This is a genomic window from uncultured Aquimarina sp. (assembly GCF_947492965.1).
GTDB lineage: Bacteria > Bacteroidota > Bacteroidia > Flavobacteriales > Flavobacteriaceae > Aquimarina.
In genome coordinates this window covers 503337-520837 of record NZ_CANLOZ010000002.1, presented here as the reverse complement: position 1 = coordinate 520837, position 17501 = coordinate 503337, and the positions used below count along the sequence as shown (strand labels likewise).

Here is a 17501-nt window from a genome sequence, read left to right as displayed (position 1 = left end):
TAAAATTTAATACGAAAGTTTTTTTATGAAGTTATGGATTAGTGTATGCCTTTTCTTCTTGCTAGGACAGCAGACTTTTTCTCAAGAGGTAAATAGTTCAGAAAAGAAATCATTTTTAGTGGGTACTACGGAAGAAGGTATGACTATTGATGGTAAACTTGATGAAGCTATCTGGAAAAAGCTAACACCTGCCAAAGACTTCTTGCAATATTTTCCTAATGATTCTTTACCTGCCGCAGCACAAACAGAAATATATATGTGTACGGATCAAAAGAATCTTTACATAGGTATTAAATGCTACGCAGCAGGAAACGATTGGAGAGTAGAATCTCTAAGACGTGACTATCGTGCTGGAGGTAATGATAATATTACCTTGATTTTTGATACTTTCGATGATCAAACAAATGCTTTTTATTTTGGAATTAATCCAGAAGGAGTATTACGAGAAGGAACCATAAGTAATGGCGGTAATGTCATTCAGGATTTTTCTACTTCATGGGATAATAAATGGAGAGGTAATGCCCAAAAGTATGATGGGTATTATACTGCGGAACTAGAGATTCCATTTAGTACGTTTAGGTATCCAACACCTTCTAAAAAATGGGGTTTTACGTCGTATAGATTTGATACACAATCTAACGAAATAAGTGTATATCCAGGCACACCAAGAAATCAGATTGTTTTCACTTTAGCATATCCAGCAGAGATGATTTGGGAGGATGATTTAACGACAAAAAGTAGTGCGATATCATTAATACCATTTGTTTCTTCAGGAATTAATAAAGACTACGAAGACGGAACACCTACGGATCAGATTTTTGAAATAGGAGGAGATGCAAAGATTGGGTTGACGCCTGGATTAAATCTTGATTTAACCGTGAATCCTGATTTTTCACAGGTAGAAGTGGATACACAAATTACAAATCTAGACCGTTTTGAGATCTTTTTTCCCGAAAGAAGGCAATTCTTCTTGGAAAATGCAGATTTGTTTGGACAGTTCGGTTTTTCAAATATCAATCCATTTTTTTCCAGACGTATTGGAGTTGCTCAAGATGTTGTTACAGACGAGTTAGCTCAGAATAGAATTTATGGAGGACTTAGAATTAGCGGAAAACTGGATCCAAAGACACGTGTAGGTCTACTAAATATGCAAACCGAGGCTCGCAGCAGTCAGGGAATTCCAGCGACCAATTTTGGAGTTGCAGTAGCACAGAGAAAGATCGGTGTACGTTCTAATATAGGCGTTATTGCGGTTAATAAACAAGCAATAGACTTTGATCAAAACCTTGATACTTTGGATATCAATAGATATAATCGAATGATAGGATTGGACTACAATTATTCTACTAGAAGTAATACTTGGTTTGGGAAGAGTTTTGTTCACGGCACTTTTTCACCAGATACAGATCTCGCAATCGCCCAAGGATCTACTCTAAATTATAATACAAGAAAGTTTGGAGCCTTGTGGAGACATGAGTATGTGCATGAAGATTATAATGCAGAAGTTGGATTCGTACCTAGAACGAATTATTTCCGGATCAATCCTAGCGCAGAGTTACGATATTATCCGCAAAACGATTTTTTGAATAATCATAATTATAGTGTGTCTGGAGATGTTTTTTGGAGACCTGAATTTGGAAAAACAGATCATTTCTTTTCAGTGGGTTGGGGAGGAGAATTATCCCAACGTTCTAACTTTGGATTTAATCTAAATCATAGTTATGTTTATTTATTCGATCCATTTGATCCTACGGGTACAGATTCTACTGAATTAGCAGCCGATCAAGATTTTTCTTGGGTTAGTTTTACTGGAAATTATAGGAGTGATAGGAGAAAGGTATTTAGTTGGAATCTTAGTCCTTACATTGGTGAATATTTTAACGGGTGGCGTTATGGTACTCGTGGTGGTTTTAATGTTCGTTTTCAGCCCAAAGGCTTTTTCTCTTTAAATTATGCTGTGAATGTATTTGATTTACCACATTTGGAAGGTACTCGTGAGACCTACCTTATTAGTCCAAGAATAGATTATACACTGTCTAAAAGTTTATTCACTTCAGTTTTTGTGCAGTACAACTCGCAAAGTGATAATACCAATATCAATGCCCGAATTCAATGGAGATTTGCTCCAGTTTCGGATCTAATTCTTGTATATACTGATAATTATTTTACAGGAAATGACGCTAGTCCTGCAGACCGTTTTGCCTTTGATATACGAACAAGATCTATTGTGCTTAAAGTTACTTACTGGCTTAATTTATAAGAAAAAGGTCGATTATTAAAACCAACCTTTTCCATACACTAAAACATTGTTTATATTAAATCTGGCTTAGTCCACCATCTACTTCTAATTCTACACCATTAATATAAGAAGCATCTTCTGAAGCTAGGAATAATGCTGATTTAGCAATTTCTTCAGAAGTTCCGAATCTTCCTAGTGGTACTTGTTCTGCAAAACTTTTTCCCATTTCTTCAATTACATCTTCTGATAGTCCCATTTTTCCATAAATCGGAGTTTCAATAGGTCCAGGAGCAATCGCGTTTACTCTAATTCCTCTGGATTTCACCTCAGATGTAAGTACTCTTTGATATGCACGCAAGGCTCCTTTAGAAGCTGAGTATATTCCATATCCCTCAAAACCTTTTTGATGTACAATGGAATTGGTAAATAAAATCGTACCTCCATCATTAATATGTGGTAGTGCTTCTTTAGCGGCGATAATAGGTCCTTTTACATTAATATCAAATATTTCGGTATAATGATCCACTGTAATATCGGTTGTTGGAGTAGGAGGTGCGATTCCAGCATTTAGAAATAAAACATCTATTTTACCATATTTGTTTGTCGCTTCCTGAATAAGATGTTTATTATCTTCTGGTTTAGAAACATCAGCTTTCACAGTGATGAAATCTCCTTCTAATTCTTTAGCAACTTCGTCTAAAGCCTCTTGTCGTCTTCCAGATACAACTACTTTAGCTCCTTCTTGTAAGTATAATTTTGCGGTTGCTAATCCAATACCACTGTTTGCTCCTGTAATTACGGCTACTTTGTTTTCTAATTTTTTCATTTTTTTAGTTCTATTTTATTAATGATTAAATGTTATTTATAATTTCTGTTGCTTTTGCGATTACCTGTTCTGCATCAGCCATAATCTGATCAGAATTAATAAACTCTATATCAGTAATTCCAAGAAAATTCAAGAAGGTCTTCATGTATCCTGTTACATGATCCACACCAGTTCCAAGTTTTGTTCCGCCAGTTGTAATGATTACATATGCTTTTTTGTTTTCCAAAAGTCCTACAGGACCATTTTCGGTATACTTAAAGCTTATACCGGCACGTGAAATAAGGTCTATGTAAGCTTTTAATCCCGCTGTGACCCCAAAGTTGTACATGGGAACAGAAAATATATAAGTATCCGCTTTTGAGAATTCTGAAGCTAAAATATTCGAGGAAGCTACGGCTTCTCTTTGAGTAGATGTTTGCTGATCTTCTGGTGTAAAGTATGCTGTAACGCTATCTTCATTACCCAGTGTTACAAGGTTATCATAGTATACATCCCTTTTTAGGGTATTGAATTGTTCGGATTTTTCAAGTTTCTCTTGTAAAACATCTGCTAGTTGTCTGCTAATGGACGTTTGTTTCCTTGGACTACTGTCGATTCTTAATAGTGCTTTCATTTTATTGTTTTTATTTGAAACGATCGTTTCATATTAGGTTAAAAAAAATTATTTAAGTACTGATAATATTGTGTGTATCAGGTTTTCAAGTTCTTCTTTGTTGGTGTTTAAAATCCCTGTCATTCTTAATCCCTGGATCGAAGAGTACAAATACAATGCGTATTGTGTGGCTGTTTGATCTTCATTAATGATCTTTTCCATTTGACCATTATGTACTACATCTTCAAGAAATGCCATCATTTGCTCTTGATTTTGTTCCATAAAGGAACGAATCAATGGCTCTTGGTTGACCATTTCAGACTTGCAGTTTACAATTAAACATCCCTTGTGATCTTTATCTTCAATAATATCTGTTACATACCAACAAAAAATGGATTGTAAAGTGTCTAAAGCATTTTGATTTTGAACAATTTCTTTGCCCATTTGCTTATTACCATTATTACGATAAAAAGACAATACTTCCATAAACATACCAAGCTTACTTCCAAAAGAATTATAAATACTAGACCTGTTTAGACCTGTAGCATCTACTAAATCTTGCATAGAAGTACCATTGTATCCCTTTTTATGGAATACTTCGGTTGCGTTATGCAATACATTGGTTCTATCGAAAGTTTCTACTTTTGGCATTTTATTGAAATGAACGTTTCAAAATTAAATAATATCTTGATATGGAATTGTTATAAAAATATTAAAGTTTTTAAATAATTATAGTAGTCGTTTCATGAGATGGTCAGTTTGCAGGTCGTTTCCTAATAAAAATGGATGTTCACCAAACTTTATAAAACCATTTCTTTTATAAAATTTTATGGCTCTTATATTTCTATCCCAAACTCCTAACCATACAAAATCCACTGTATATTTCTCAGCAAACGTTATAATCCAATTTAGTATGTTAAGGCCTATTCCTTTTCCCTGATGGGCTTGTACCAAGTAAATCCTCTCAATTTCTAATGAGTTGCCGGTAATAGTCTCCGTTTGAGCAGTTCCGAAATTGAGTTTTATATATCCAACGATATCTTTTTGATGTTTTATAAAATAGAAGTAAGACTCTGGACGTAAGATTTCCTGAGTAATTTTTGGAAGAGTGAAATGTTGATTCAGATATTTCTGAATATTTTCTTCTGTATTTAAAGGTGGTCCAAATGATTGATAGAAGGTAGTTTTTCCAATATTTAGCATCGTATGGTTATCTTCGGGAAGTACTCTTACAAAATTTAATTCCTTAGATTCCATCATCTTTTAGTAGACTATATTATTCGTTTTATCACTCTTAGTTTATGTGTGTATAAACGGCGTTCTCCATTAAAGATACCAGTATGATCTATACGATCCACGCGCACCTTCCCGTGCGCATGGATAATATAGTTATCTTTCATTATAATACCTACATGGGTAATTGCACCTTCATCGTTGTCAAAAAATGCTAAATCACCAGGTTCACTTTCTTCAATAAAACTAAGAGGATCACCTTGCGTAGCCTGCAAAGATGCATCTCTTAATAATTTATATCCATTAAGCTTGTAAACCATTTGCGTAAAACCGCTACAATCGATTCCAAAATTGGTTCTTCCTCCCCATAAATATGGAGCATTTAAGAAAAGATAAGCAGTCTCTATTAGTTTTTCTTTAGGTTGCTGTTCTTGTATTCGGTTGCCTTCATAACTATGTTGAAAATAGTTTAATGCACTTAGAGAAGAACCTAATGAAATCGGCATTAATTGATCATTCTCGCAATTTACGAAGTCAATTAAGTCAGATGCTATATCAATTGGTTTATTATCAAAGTCCTTATATGTTTCTTCGGTAATTTCTAGATATTGTTTATTGTCAATCCATCCTTCATAAGTATCAAAGGCCAATCGTATTCGACTCCATTTTTTACGTTTTTCTAAGACTTTAAAATGTTCTCCGTATAGTACCTGTGAAACCATTTCACTAGGATCATTAGGTTCAGAACGAAGAGGCACAATACTAAGATTGCAAATACCGTATAACATATGTATTCTTAAAAGCTAATTATTTTATTAGATATGATAGGATCAAAAACACTATTATAGACGCTCAATTACCATTGCAGAAGCACCACCACCACCGTTACATATAGCAGCAGCTCCTATTTTTGCATTATTTTGTTCTAGTACACTCATTAATGTAATCAAAATACGAACACCTGAGCATCCTAAGGGATGACCCAGAGATACAGCTCCTCCATTTACATTTGTGTTTGTATCGTTTAATCCTAGTATCTTCATATTGGCAAGACCAACAACAGAAAATGCTTCGTTGAATTCAAAGAAATCTACATCGTCTAAGCTAATACCAGCTTTATCAATTGCTTTTGGTAACGCTTTAGCAGGTGCAGTAGTAAACCATTTTGGTTCATGTGCAGCGTCAGCATAGCTTTTAATCTTTACTAATGGTTTTAGATTCAGTTCTTCAGCTTTTTCTGCGCTCATCACAACTACAGCTCCAGCACCATCGTTGATAGTAGAAGCATTTGCAGCAGTTACTGTTCCGTCTTTTGTAAATGCTGGTCGTAATGCAGGAATTTTTTCCATTTTTACGTTTTTATACTCTTCATCTTCCGTAACCATTACAGGTTCTCCACGACGTTGTGGTACTGGCACAGGAACTACCTCGTTTGCAAATTTACCTTCTGACCAAGCTTTCGCTGATCTTTCGTACGACTGTATTGCAAAAGCATCTTGATCTTCTCTGCTAAAATTATGTTCTGTTGCGCATAAGTCAGCACAAACTCCCATTGCATTTTGATCGTATACATCTACCAAACCATCTCTCTGCATTCCATCTTCAAATGTTTGCGGACCAAATTTGTGACCTGCACGTAATCTTACATAGTGTGGAATTAAGCTCATATTTTCCATTCCTCCTGCGATCACAATATCAGCATCACCTAACGCTATAGCTTGTGCAGCGTGCATTACTGCTTTCATTCCACTTGCACATACTTTATTAACTGTAGTACAAGGAACATGATTACCGATTCCAGCTCCCAATGCAGCTTGTCTAGCTGGTGCTTGTCCATTTCCCGCTTGTACCACATTACCCATAAATACTTCTTGAACTAAAGAAGGATCTAGATTTATTTTTTCCATAGCTCCTTTGATGGCTACAGATCCTAATTGTGTTGCAGGAACGGTTGATAAACTTCCTAAAAAACTACCGATTGGTGTACGTGCTGCGGATACTATTACAACGTCTTTACTCATTATATTGTGTTTAATATATGTATGTTTGTTATTTTGCGAATTTAAGGATTTTTGAAGGATAAACATAGCTTAGTTTTTTACTGATTTCGTAAGTTCTCTATCCCATTATCCTTCTATTTTCTATTCCAATTTGTACTGACTTATTTTTTAGTACTTTTGGATACCCATACGAATATCGAAGTGAAGAATTTTTTTAACAATTTTTATAAAAATCAGTCCCTTTTATACAAAGGGTTTTTGTTCACAAGTACGCTGGTACTCATTGTTTATTTATTTCCAAAAGGAGGTGTTTTTAAATATGAGTTCACAAAGGGGAAACCATGGCAATACGAAAATTTATATGCTCCTTTTGATTTTGCTATAGCTAAAACTGAAGAAGAAATAGCTGCTGAGAAAAAGAGAATTAAAGATAACAACATCCCTTATTTTGAATATGATACAATCATTTCAAATGCAGCTAAAGACACGTATGACGCTGCTTTCAAAAGTAATTTGGAAACACTAGACCAAAGTAGTTCTGGAAAACAAGCAAAACTCTTCGGTAGAATATTACTTAATGACATTTATCGATATGGTGTGTTGCAAGAGTCCTATAGTTATGAAAATAAGCGGCAAATATTTCTTAGCAAAGGGAATAAAGCAGATGCAATTACTTTTGGACAGATTCTAACACCTAGTTCTGTTACTGCGCTTATCAATTCTAGAATTGAAAAAAGCGAATATGTAAAATTTAAGAGCGGTTTTGTTGCGCTTTTTTATGACTTGGTAAAACCTAATGTTTCGCTCAATCAAAAATTAACTGAAAGTACTTTGGAAAATGAACTTGCTCAGGTATTAAGTACTAGAGGAAGTGTATCAAAAGGTAGTAGGATTATTGCCAAAGGGGAAGTTGTAGAAGGTAATCGACTACAGATATTAACGTCGTTAAAAGCAGAATATGAATCCCAAGTTTGGAGTGATAAGAATTTTTATTGGATAGTATTTGGATACGGTATACTAGTATCTTTAGCGTTATTAATGCTATTATTATTTATTAGAAAGTATCGAAGAGATATTTTTGATAATAATACACAGGTAACCTTTATCGCTTTTAATATCTTATTAATGGTATTGATCACCACATTGGTTGTAAAATATAAATCCGATTACATATATATTGTTCCTTTGTGTATTTTACCTTTGATTCTAAAGGCCTTTTTTGATTCTAGATTAGGATTGTTTACACACGTAGTTACTGTACTTATTTTAGGGTTTGTAGTACCGAATAGCTATGAGTATACGTTTTTACAAATTATCGCTGGTATTGTTACGATATTAACGATTTCAGAATCTTATAAGAGAGCAAATCTATTTATAACCGTAGGTCAGATTACAATGATCTATATTCTTGCATATATTGCATTTCATATCATTCAGGAAGGTAATATTACTGATATTGATTGGACCACGATAGGATTATTTATTATCAGTGGTTTTGCTACTCTGATTGTACATCCGTTGATCTACGCTTATGAAAAGATGTTTGGGCTTATTTCCGATGTTTCTTTATTAGAATTAAGTGATACGAACTCTTCCTTATTAAAGGAGTTATCAGACAAAGCTCCAGGAACATTTCACCATTCTCTTAATGTTGCAAATATAGCTGAAGCTGCTGCAAATGAAATTGGTGCTAATGCCATGTTGGTAAGGGTAGGAGCCTTATATCATGATATTGGTAAAATGGCAAATCCTACATATTTTACGGAGAATCAAACCGCTTCTGGAAATGCTCATGATATATTATCTCCAAAAGAGAGCGCAAAGATTATCATTAATCATGTAATTAGAGGAATCGAAATTGCTAAAAAGTATAATTTGCCAGATCGGGTAATTGATTTTATAAGAACACATCATGGTACCAGTACGGTTTATTATTTCTATATGAAAGCGAAAGAAATAAATGAAAATGTAAATATTGAAGATTTTCAATATCCTGGTCCTAAGCCTTTTTCCAAGGAAACAGCTATTCTTATGATGAGTGATAGTGTGGAAGCGGCATCTAAAAGCTTAAAAAACCCTACTAGTAGCCTTATTGATTCATTTGTAGAAAAAATTGTGAATAAGCAAATGGATGATGGACAGTTTTTAAATGCAAATATTACATTTAAAGAAATTCAGCAGGTAAAAAAAGTGTTTAAAAGAAAGCTTACAAATATTTATCATTTAAGAATAGAATATCCAGAATAAATAGATTCTGGTATGCTATTTGATTAGGATAGTACTTCACAAAATCATCAAATTGAAGTACTATGAAAACCAATCATTGTTTAGTAATTATCTTTTCTTTAATCATAGCTAATCAATCTTTTAGTCAAATTAGGATTGGAGGAGGAGTTTCGGTAGATATCAATATAGATCTTCCTATTCCAGAAGTAATTGTTGTTGGGAGAAAACCAAATCCAGAAGTTATTTCTAGACCACCGAAACCTGTTTATGAAAATATTTCTTTCGGTGAAATCCAAAATCAAAACGGGCCATACGGCAGACAAATATATCAAGTAACCGATGCACAGTTAGAATCATATAATGGGGGAGAAGAGCGCCTTATTTACGCTTTGGATTCTGGTGATATACTAGAGATATTATTAATTACTGCAAATCCACAGGACTATAATTACCATAGTTATAATTCTTGCGAATGTTCAGAGAACAACCGAATTGCAGAAGTTATCCTGAATAATCAGCCAATCGAACTAAGAGATGGTAGTGTTTCACTACAACCAAGACAGAACGGATTTCATTCGGTTATCAATCTACACAGTAGATTTGAAGGAGATTTTAATGGAACAATTAACTTTTAGAAAGATATTTTTTATCCATCCAAAAGGTTCCAAATGGTATAATGGAACATAAAAGAACAATAATTAGTGTTTTATTATTCCATTTTTTTTCCGGTTTAATCAGGAAAGCAAAAACGATATATAATAAAAATAAAAATCCGTGTGCCATACCAATCACTTTATTGGGCTCAGGAGAAGCAAATAAATATTTTAACGGCATGGTAACAAACAAAATAAGTAGATAAGAAATTCCTTCTAAATAACTTATAAGTCTGAAAATAGTAGTCATATGCAAATACTTAATTTATAATATCCGCAAAGGTAAGGTTCGTAACAGATTGCTCAGAGAAAAAGTCAATTTTTATTTGGGAAATCCAGCTCAAAAACCTCTAAATGGAAATAAGTAATCGCAGAAAGTAAATGATCAAAGATGTCGGCAACTATTTTTTCATAGTTTTTCCATTCTTTATCATTACTAAACGCATAAATCTCTAATGGAGTTCCATAAGGTGTAGGTGCTAGTTGACGACTCATTATGGTCATTTCATTATTTACATAAGGATGATTTTGTAGATATAACTCTACATATTTTCTAAATAATCCCATATTGGATAAATTACGGCCATTGATTAAAATATCTTTGTTGATCTGTTTTTCTGTATTGTAATTAGTTATACTTTCTTGTGAAGCTTTTATATACTCTTCGATTAAAGAGATTTTTTGAAGTTCGATAATATCAGATTCGGATAAGAATCGAATACTAGAAGCTTTGATTAAAATGGCTCTTTTTATTCTTCTTCCTCCAGAATCCATCATTCCTCGCCAATTTCTAAACGATTCCGAAGTAAGATGATAGGTGGGTATAGTGGTAATAGTTTTGTCAAAGTTCTGTACTTTCACAGAAGATAAATTAATTTCGATTACATCACCATCGGCGCCGTATTTATCCATAGTAATCCAATCTCCAATTCTCACTGTATCATTTACTGCAACCTGTATGCTGGCTACAAAACCAAGAATACTATCTTTAAAAATTAAAAGAATTACCGCAGACATTGCTCCTAGAGCAGTGAGAAAAGTCCAAATAGATTTTCCAGTAAGAGAAGAAAATATAAAGATACTGCCAATAGCCCAGACGATGATCATAAAAATTTGTACATAACTATCTATCGGCTTATCTTTAAAGGAGTTTAAAGACTTTAAAAAATCACGGAATGTTCTTAAGATACTTCTTACAATCCAGATGGTTAATCCGATTACCAAAATATCAAATATTACTTCTAAATAATATTCGGCAACTGGAAATGCTATAAATAACTTTGGTATTACCCAAACACATATCGATAGCGGTATGATATGAGATAGGTAATCAAAGGTTTTGTTTTTTACCAAATAATCATCAAAGGTATTTTTTGATTTAGAAGCATACTTTCTAAATAAACTTAATACTACTTTATGAATAATTCGATCAAGTATAAAAACAACTAGTAGTAAAACTAAGATTCCTATAATTACATTAAGATATTCGGCTAGTTGTGTAGAAACATTATTTTCTACGAGGAGCTTGTAAAAGAATCTTGTTAGATCTTGCATTTTTAGAAATAAAAACGAGAGCTATATATCTACACTAAATTAAAAATAGCTAGCGCGTACAAATAAAATCGTACAAATCGAAGTAATCCAAATAAAAGATAACTTACGAAAGAATATCTAATCATACCAGCGGCTATACTAGTAATGGAAAATGGAATTGGTAACAATGCACCCACTACAATTAAAAAACCTCCCCATTTTCGAGTATTTTTTATGTGTTTTGCCATTTTTACTTCTAAGTATTCGTGTACTGATGGTATTTTGGTGATTGCCTTTCCTATAAAATAAGATATAACACCTCCAAGATAGGATAGTAAAGCCAATATAGATAGATATAAAATAGGACTTGCAGCTTTATCACTCCAAGCAATAAAAATTTCTGGTGGAATAAGTCCTAAAAGGGATTCTGAAGCGAAAAATACACTAAAAACAATATAATCCGCGTAGTTTTCTGTTACATAGATCAATAAGTCATTAATATTAATTACGAAATAATTAATAATTAATAGTCCAGCAATGAACAATAGAATAGGAGGTAAGGCTTTTTTAAGGCTAGTTCCTAAAAACTTATAAAAACCAGTATAGCTATAATACTGATGTAATAATTGTAATCGTGTTTTTTTAACAGATCGGGGATTCATTTTCATAACAATTTTTCCACAAGGCAACAAAAATAATATTTTAATGATTCTTAGACGTTTATAAAATCATAAATTTTGTCGTCAACTTGTTATTATTATTACAAGAATTAACTAAACTTTTTTTTGAAAGATTTATTGTTTTGTATCAATGAAAAAAGACCTTGATAATCAAAGTCTTTTTTATAATATTATTAAATAGAGTGATCGTTAGAATGCGTTCAGGGCATCTCTATAATCAGATAAATCCATGATATTCATTTTGTTCTTAATATCTTTTAATAAAGAAATTAAATACATTAAACTCTCTACAGGATCTACTTCACTATTGTTTTCTGGTGCAACCTCAGTATCTTCTATTGGATCATCATCTGGGATTGGTATTAAGAAACTATCATTTTCTTCTATATGTTCGTAAGTAAGTCTTAATACTTTAACCACTAAAGGTACTTGCTGTTCTAGTGCATAAGACCTTAAATCCTTAAGATCTTCTATTAATGTGTCCGTATTTATTCCAGATGTTTCAATATCGGCCAGAATCTTGTCAATTAATTTGAGTGCCTTTTTATTTTCCAAGGATTATATAATTAGTAGGGTTTTAAAAAAATGATTTCGGCAAATTTAACTCTTTATATACTTCTTTAAAATCTTTTAAAACAATAAATTTATTTTTTAGGCCAAAAAAAATAAATTAAAAAAAAGTAAAATTAATAATTAGAGGAATTTTCCCCTTAATATGCTGATAAATAATCGTTTATTTGGAATAATTTTACGTAATGCTTGTATTCCAGCTAAAGTTTGAGGTTAAACCGTAACCATAATTCCTTAATCCTCTTTATCTTTGAAAAGTATTCCAATTACAATTTTTCCCTTACTTTTTTTGTTTTCCCCAACACTTACCTCCTTGAATACAGGAGGTAAGTTCTTTTTAGGACATATCTATTAAAATAATGCTACTGTAGTATTTTCATTTTCAGGTTTTATAGTAATTAATAGCCTACGTTTTCCTAAAGTACTCACTTTATATACTTTAGTTCCGACAGTCCAGTTTTCCTTTCTAGTTGCTTGTGGCATCATAGGAAAACCATAACTAAATCTTGATCCATCAGGTTTTGGCCCAACAACATAGAATTGATTTCTGGTAATTGAGTTATTTTTTATTTTAAATTTGATAAACTTAGCATTAGGATTTTTGATTTTTTTAGTTTTTGAAGCTATTCTTTTTATATCTCCTTTTATTTTTTTAGGAGTATTCAAAACCTCCAATTTTGCATTTTTATTCAAATTTGTTGTTAATTCTTCTATTACTCGTACTTTGGCACTGCCACGGCTCCAAATATCAATACGTGCATTTTCTGCTATTAAATTAGATGCATTAACTGAAGCCATTTCTGCACCAATTCGTAATTCTTTTGTTTTTCCTTCTAGAAATATTTTACCAATAGGTGCCAAAATCTGTATGTAATCATTATTTAGATTTATGATTCTGGTTATATCATGAGTTCCACTTTCTACAACTCTTAGATTAGGAGCGCCAATTACTATTTTTACATTTTCTGATGGAGATATCCATTCTTTTTGATCCAAATATAAAGTACCGTTTATTATTTCTTTATCAATGTATTCTAATAAATTAGAATCAGTAGTTATTGTAATGCTTTCTTCTTTCGATTGGTCTATAATTACTTGTGCGTAAAAGTTAATTTTTACCTTCGTAATGTTATTAGCGTTATAAGTTTTAGTAACAATTTCTTTGTTACCTCTTATTTGTGCCACTGCTGTAATACTTATGAATAGAACAATTAAATGTGTGATATTTCTCATGACATTATTTTTTTAAATGAAATTTTGTGTTAATTTATTATTAGTTTTAAATGACCACTTCTTAGTTAATACATAGTCAATTCCAAATCTCCCTGATCCTAAAATGAGATTATAAATCCCAATCCATAGGAATCCCATGGCAGGCAACATACCCCATAGTCCTTGATCCCATTTTTGGAAGATAATGGCTACTAGCATTGTACAAATGATAAAAAATGATGCGACTCTAGTCTTAAAACCAAGAGATAAAAAAACGCCTCCAATGGCTTCACTTGCTGCACCCATCCATGCGAAGAATACTGGAAACATGGCAAATACGCCTCCGTATTCTGCTATGTCTTTTGGAAACCACTCTACAACTTCTAGGAATCTTAGATCAGGAGAACCTTCAGGACTCCAAGGAACTCCAAATTTACTTCCCCCAAAATTTACTGCTAAAAAATAACCACATACAATTCTTGGAAAGGCAAATAATAAATCTGCTGACCAATGCTTCATTGTAATAGGTTGGATAATTCTTTTGATCACTGTTTTCATAACTGAAACGATTTTTAGATTGTTTGATGGTTCAAATGTCTGAATCGTTTCTTAGTACTGCGCCCCAAAACAAAATAGGACGGCTCAAATCATGATTTGAGCCGTCCTATTTAAGTGAGTCTTTACTATTACTGCCTATTTCATGGCTTCTAATAATACAATTTCATAATCAGAGTTTATGGTTGCATTTCCATCTTTTACAGTAGTTTCTGTACCGGAATAGGTGTCAATAACGGTTGTTCCATCCTTAAAAATAGTATTTACTTTAAGGGTTTTAGTTCCTTTTCTCTGATTTAATCCAACTACTACTTTGTCAACAATATTATCTTTGTTATAAGTTCTGGAAAAAACATATGGTGATTCGTTGATCATTTTATGTTTCCCCGCACCAATAGATGGATGATTCTTTCTAAAATTACCAAGTTTTTGCCAATGTTTAAGGAGTAATTTAGTGTCTTCATTTTCCAAATCTTCCCAATTCATCTTTGATCTTAAAGTAGCATCACCTTCAGTTCCTTCTATGATTAATGATCTCGCCGTTTCGTCACCGTAGTAAACTTGCGAAATTCCAGGAGTTAATAAAAGCTTAGTAGCTGATTCAAAAGTCTTTTTTCTTTCTTTATCAAATGGATCACCATCATCATGAGAACTGATATAATTCATCACACTTTTTCCAATTAATCCAGTATGAAGCGCTGCACTATATTTACTATACAATTTCTCGTAGTCTAATTTTTTCGCGTCATATTTAAATTGAAAATTAATAAGGTTGTCAAATCCATTGGCATAATAATCAACTTTGCGGTCACCAAAATCATAAAAACGTTTACCGTCAATTCCATATCCATATAATTCTCCTAGAACATAAAATTCGTTATTATCCAATACTTTTTCGGGATTATTCTTTTTCCATTCGGCAAATGCAAGTTTAGCTTGTTCCGCCAGTACAGTCCAGACACCTTCTTCCACATGTTTTACTGTATCTACACGATAGCCATCAATACCTAATTCTCTAACGTAATCTGTTAACCACTTGATAATATAATTTTTAGGTGTTTTTTTAAGCCCAGTTTTAGCAAAAAAGATTTCAAGTTCATCCATTTCACTTTCCAAACGTCCTTCTTCTTTCCATTTTTTTAGTAAAGGTTCTGGTAACTTTACTTCTTCATCACTTTCAGTTTTTACATCTGGTAGATTAGCTACTAAAGTACATTTTACAGCTGTTTCATAATCTTTGTAAGAACATTGAGGTCCAGTTCTTACCCAATCATCGGACCAAACGGGATCTTTTTCTGTAACAGGACCTGTATGGTTAATTACAACATCCATTAGAATTCTAATTCCATTTTTATGCGCAACTTCTACAAGTTTTTTTAAGTCATCATAAGTTCCAAAGTTAGGATCTATTCTTGTCCAATCCTTAGCCCAATATCCATGAAAAGGATAGGTGTTTCCAGTACCTTCATCAACACTGTCGTGTATTTGTTCCACTAACGGATTTACCCAAAGTGCATTAATACCGAGATTAGCAAAATACCCTTCTTCAATTTTTTGGATGATTCCTTTAATATCACCTCCTTCAAAACCTCGTAATACCGCGGTTTCTTTTGTTCTATCAAGAACCTCATCGTTACTAGTATCTCCATTATTAAATCTATCAGCAAGTAAGAAATATACATTTGCTCCTTCCCATATAAAAGGAATTTTGTCAGTAGTTACAGGTGTAACTTCTTTTGTTTCTTTCGTTTCGATTATCTCTTTTGGTGTTTTAGTTTCCTCTTTGCACGAGACAAATATGCTCAGGCAAATTAGAAGAATAGCAGTTGATAAATGTTTCATGTGTTTGTTTTTGTATTCCATAATTTAAATGATGGAACTATCGTAATAAATAAGAGTTTAAGATGCTAATCTATAAAAATGCCTTAAAAAAAACGAGTACAAAGAATTGCGAATTCCATAAAAATGATAGACTTCTAGGATTTGTTTTGCAATGCTACGTATTGAGAAGGGGAAACGTTCGTAAGTTTTTTAAATACTCGATTGAATGTAGCTTTGCTATTAAACCCACACTCATAAGCGATTCCAAGTAGCGACAGTTGTTCTTGTCTTCCTTGGTGAATCATGTCCTGCACAGCTTTAACTCTATAAGAATTTATAAAATCATTGAAGTTCTTTTCAAAACCCGCGTTAATGGTTTCGGATACCATTGCTGAAGGAATACGTAACATTTTGGATAGTTCTGTTAAATTGAGATCTGGATTAAGAAAAGGCTGTTGATCATTCATAAACTCTTCGATTCTTTTCTTATGATAAATAATTTCGTTGCTTAACTCTGTCTTACTTTCTTCAGGAGAAGTTTGTTTTACCGATACAGAAAAATTAAGATTATTTAATTTATTGGTATCCGTAAAGTATCCTTTTATACCTATATATATGATTGCTACCGCTGTAAAAAAATGATACCACCATCTTTGGGTCCAATGAAGATCTGTTATAACGGAGTCGATTACTCCTTGAAAAACACTATATAAAAACAAGAAAGAATAGATGAAAAGAAAGTTTCGAATCCAGTTAAGCTCCAGCGCATAGGTATTAGAAAAAAAGTGTTGTATTTTCTTTCGATACAGATAGTATAATTGAATAGTAAAAGCCAAGTATAATAACATTTGAAGATTTTCTACAATTCCAATTAATGGACTTACGTATTTTTCATCTAAGGCTATTTTCAAATATCCGTTTTGAGTTTCCGAGAATCCTGGTTGAGAAGCGTCATAAATAAATATGACTATTTTATATAAAACGTAAATAGAAACCGGAATAAAATGAATTAGGTCTTTTTTAACAAATCTAAAACCAGATGTGGTAATTGATTTTACATAAAAATAAAGTAAAGGACCTATAGCCAGAGATAAAGCGATTAACCAATAGTTGATTTTTGTATTTCGATAGGTATCATACCAATCCATAAAACCAATAGTATAAGTAGTTCTATGATAGCCGGTAATAAAAATCAGCAACGCTAAAAATAGTGCAGATATGTACTTATGCTTAAAGTATCTTTGCAATAAAAGGGAAGCAAAAAGAAAAGCCTGTAATACTAGCACCAATAAAGGAGTACTATAAATGTTAAACGCAGGAAACTCTAAAGGTATCGAAATCGGCATATGGCTAATTTAAAT

17 protein-coding genes are annotated in these 17501 nt (G+C 32.6%); 3 read left to right on the top strand and 14 right to left on the bottom strand.

Annotation, left to right across the window (positions count from 1 at the left end; genetic code table 11):
* Positions 1-25 precede the first annotated feature (25 nt).
* The gene (locus tag Q1B37_RS06670; protein ID WP_299896981.1) at positions 26-2260 is read left to right on the top strand and encodes a DUF5916 domain-containing protein; all 2235 of its coding nucleotides are present in this window, start codon (positions 26-28) and stop codon (positions 2258-2260) included.
* Between the two features lie 55 nt (positions 2261-2315).
* Here the strand turns inward: Q1B37_RS06670 and Q1B37_RS06665 are convergent, their stop codons facing one another.
* From Q1B37_RS06665 to Q1B37_RS06640, 6 genes are all read right to left on the bottom strand, one after another.
* Positions 2316-3065, bottom strand: a complete 750-nt coding sequence (locus tag Q1B37_RS06665) for a glucose 1-dehydrogenase (protein ID WP_299601224.1) — start codon at positions 3063-3065, stop codon at positions 2316-2318.
* A gap of 25 nt (positions 3066-3090) precedes the next feature.
* Complete coding sequence (locus Q1B37_RS06660; protein WP_299896978.1) at positions 3091-3678, bottom strand: NAD(P)H-dependent oxidoreductase; 588 nt, start codon at positions 3676-3678, stop codon at positions 3091-3093.
* 48 nt (positions 3679-3726) lie between these two features.
* Complete coding sequence (locus Q1B37_RS06655) at positions 3727-4308, bottom strand: TetR/AcrR family transcriptional regulator (RefSeq protein WP_299896975.1); 582 nt, start codon at positions 4306-4308, stop codon at positions 3727-3729.
* A gap of 78 nt (positions 4309-4386) precedes the next feature.
* A complete protein-coding gene (locus Q1B37_RS06650) occupies positions 4387-4917 on the bottom strand; it encodes a GNAT family N-acetyltransferase (RefSeq protein ID WP_299896972.1) in 531 nt (176 codons plus the stop codon).
* Between the two features lie 11 nt (positions 4918-4928).
* Positions 4929-5678, bottom strand: a complete 750-nt coding sequence (locus Q1B37_RS06645; protein ID WP_299896969.1) for a C40 family peptidase — start codon at positions 5676-5678, stop codon at positions 4929-4931.
* A 54-nt stretch (positions 5679-5732) separates the two neighbouring features.
* Positions 5733-6911: an acetyl-CoA C-acyltransferase gene (locus Q1B37_RS06640; RefSeq protein ID WP_299896966.1), complete on the bottom strand. Its 1179-nt coding sequence runs from the start codon at positions 6909-6911 to the stop codon at positions 5733-5735.
* A 180-nt stretch (positions 6912-7091) separates the two neighbouring features.
* Here Q1B37_RS06640 and Q1B37_RS06635 point away from each other — a divergent pair, with 180 nt between their 5' ends.
* Complete coding sequence (locus Q1B37_RS06635; RefSeq protein WP_299601232.1) at positions 7092-9137, top strand: HDIG domain-containing metalloprotein; 2046 nt, start codon at positions 7092-7094, stop codon at positions 9135-9137.
* A gap of 62 nt (positions 9138-9199) precedes the next feature.
* Positions 9200-9751: a hypothetical protein gene (locus Q1B37_RS06630; RefSeq protein ID WP_299896955.1), complete on the top strand. Its 552-nt coding sequence runs from the start codon at positions 9200-9202 to the stop codon at positions 9749-9751.
* Here Q1B37_RS06630 and Q1B37_RS06625 read toward each other — a convergent pair.
* The 8 genes from Q1B37_RS06625 to Q1B37_RS06590 form a co-directional block, all read right to left on the bottom strand.
* A complete protein-coding gene (locus Q1B37_RS06625) occupies positions 9741-10019 on the bottom strand; it encodes a DUF3817 domain-containing protein (protein WP_299896951.1) in 279 nt (92 codons plus the stop codon). The two genes, Q1B37_RS06630 and Q1B37_RS06625, sit on opposite strands and share 11 nt — an antisense overlap.
* A 65-nt stretch (positions 10020-10084) precedes the next feature.
* A complete protein-coding gene (locus tag Q1B37_RS06620; RefSeq protein ID WP_299896948.1) occupies positions 10085-11323 on the bottom strand; it encodes a mechanosensitive ion channel domain-containing protein in 1239 nt (412 codons plus the stop codon).
* Between the two features lie 29 nt (positions 11324-11352).
* Positions 11353-11970: a VTT domain-containing protein gene (locus Q1B37_RS06615; protein WP_299896945.1), complete on the bottom strand. Its 618-nt coding sequence runs from the start codon at positions 11968-11970 to the stop codon at positions 11353-11355.
* A 201-nt stretch (positions 11971-12171) separates the two neighbouring features.
* Positions 12172-12537, bottom strand: a complete 366-nt coding sequence (locus tag Q1B37_RS06610) for a hypothetical protein (protein WP_299896942.1) — start codon at positions 12535-12537, stop codon at positions 12172-12174.
* Between the two features lie 366 nt (positions 12538-12903).
* On the bottom strand, positions 12904-13785 hold the full coding sequence (locus Q1B37_RS06605; protein WP_299896937.1) for a DUF2807 domain-containing protein: 882 nt from the start codon (positions 13783-13785) through the stop codon (positions 12904-12906).
* 12 nt (positions 13786-13797) lie between these two features.
* A complete protein-coding gene (locus Q1B37_RS06600; protein ID WP_299896934.1) occupies positions 13798-14322 on the bottom strand; it encodes a DoxX family protein in 525 nt (174 codons plus the stop codon).
* 135 nt (positions 14323-14457) lie between these two features.
* Positions 14458-16161: an alpha-amylase family glycosyl hydrolase gene (locus Q1B37_RS06595; protein WP_299896931.1), complete on the bottom strand. Its 1704-nt coding sequence runs from the start codon at positions 16159-16161 to the stop codon at positions 14458-14460.
* A 134-nt stretch (positions 16162-16295) separates the two neighbouring features.
* On the bottom strand, positions 16296-17486 hold the full coding sequence (locus Q1B37_RS06590; protein ID WP_299896928.1) for an AraC family transcriptional regulator: 1191 nt from the start codon (positions 17484-17486) through the stop codon (positions 16296-16298).
* Positions 17487-17501 lie beyond the last annotated feature (15 nt).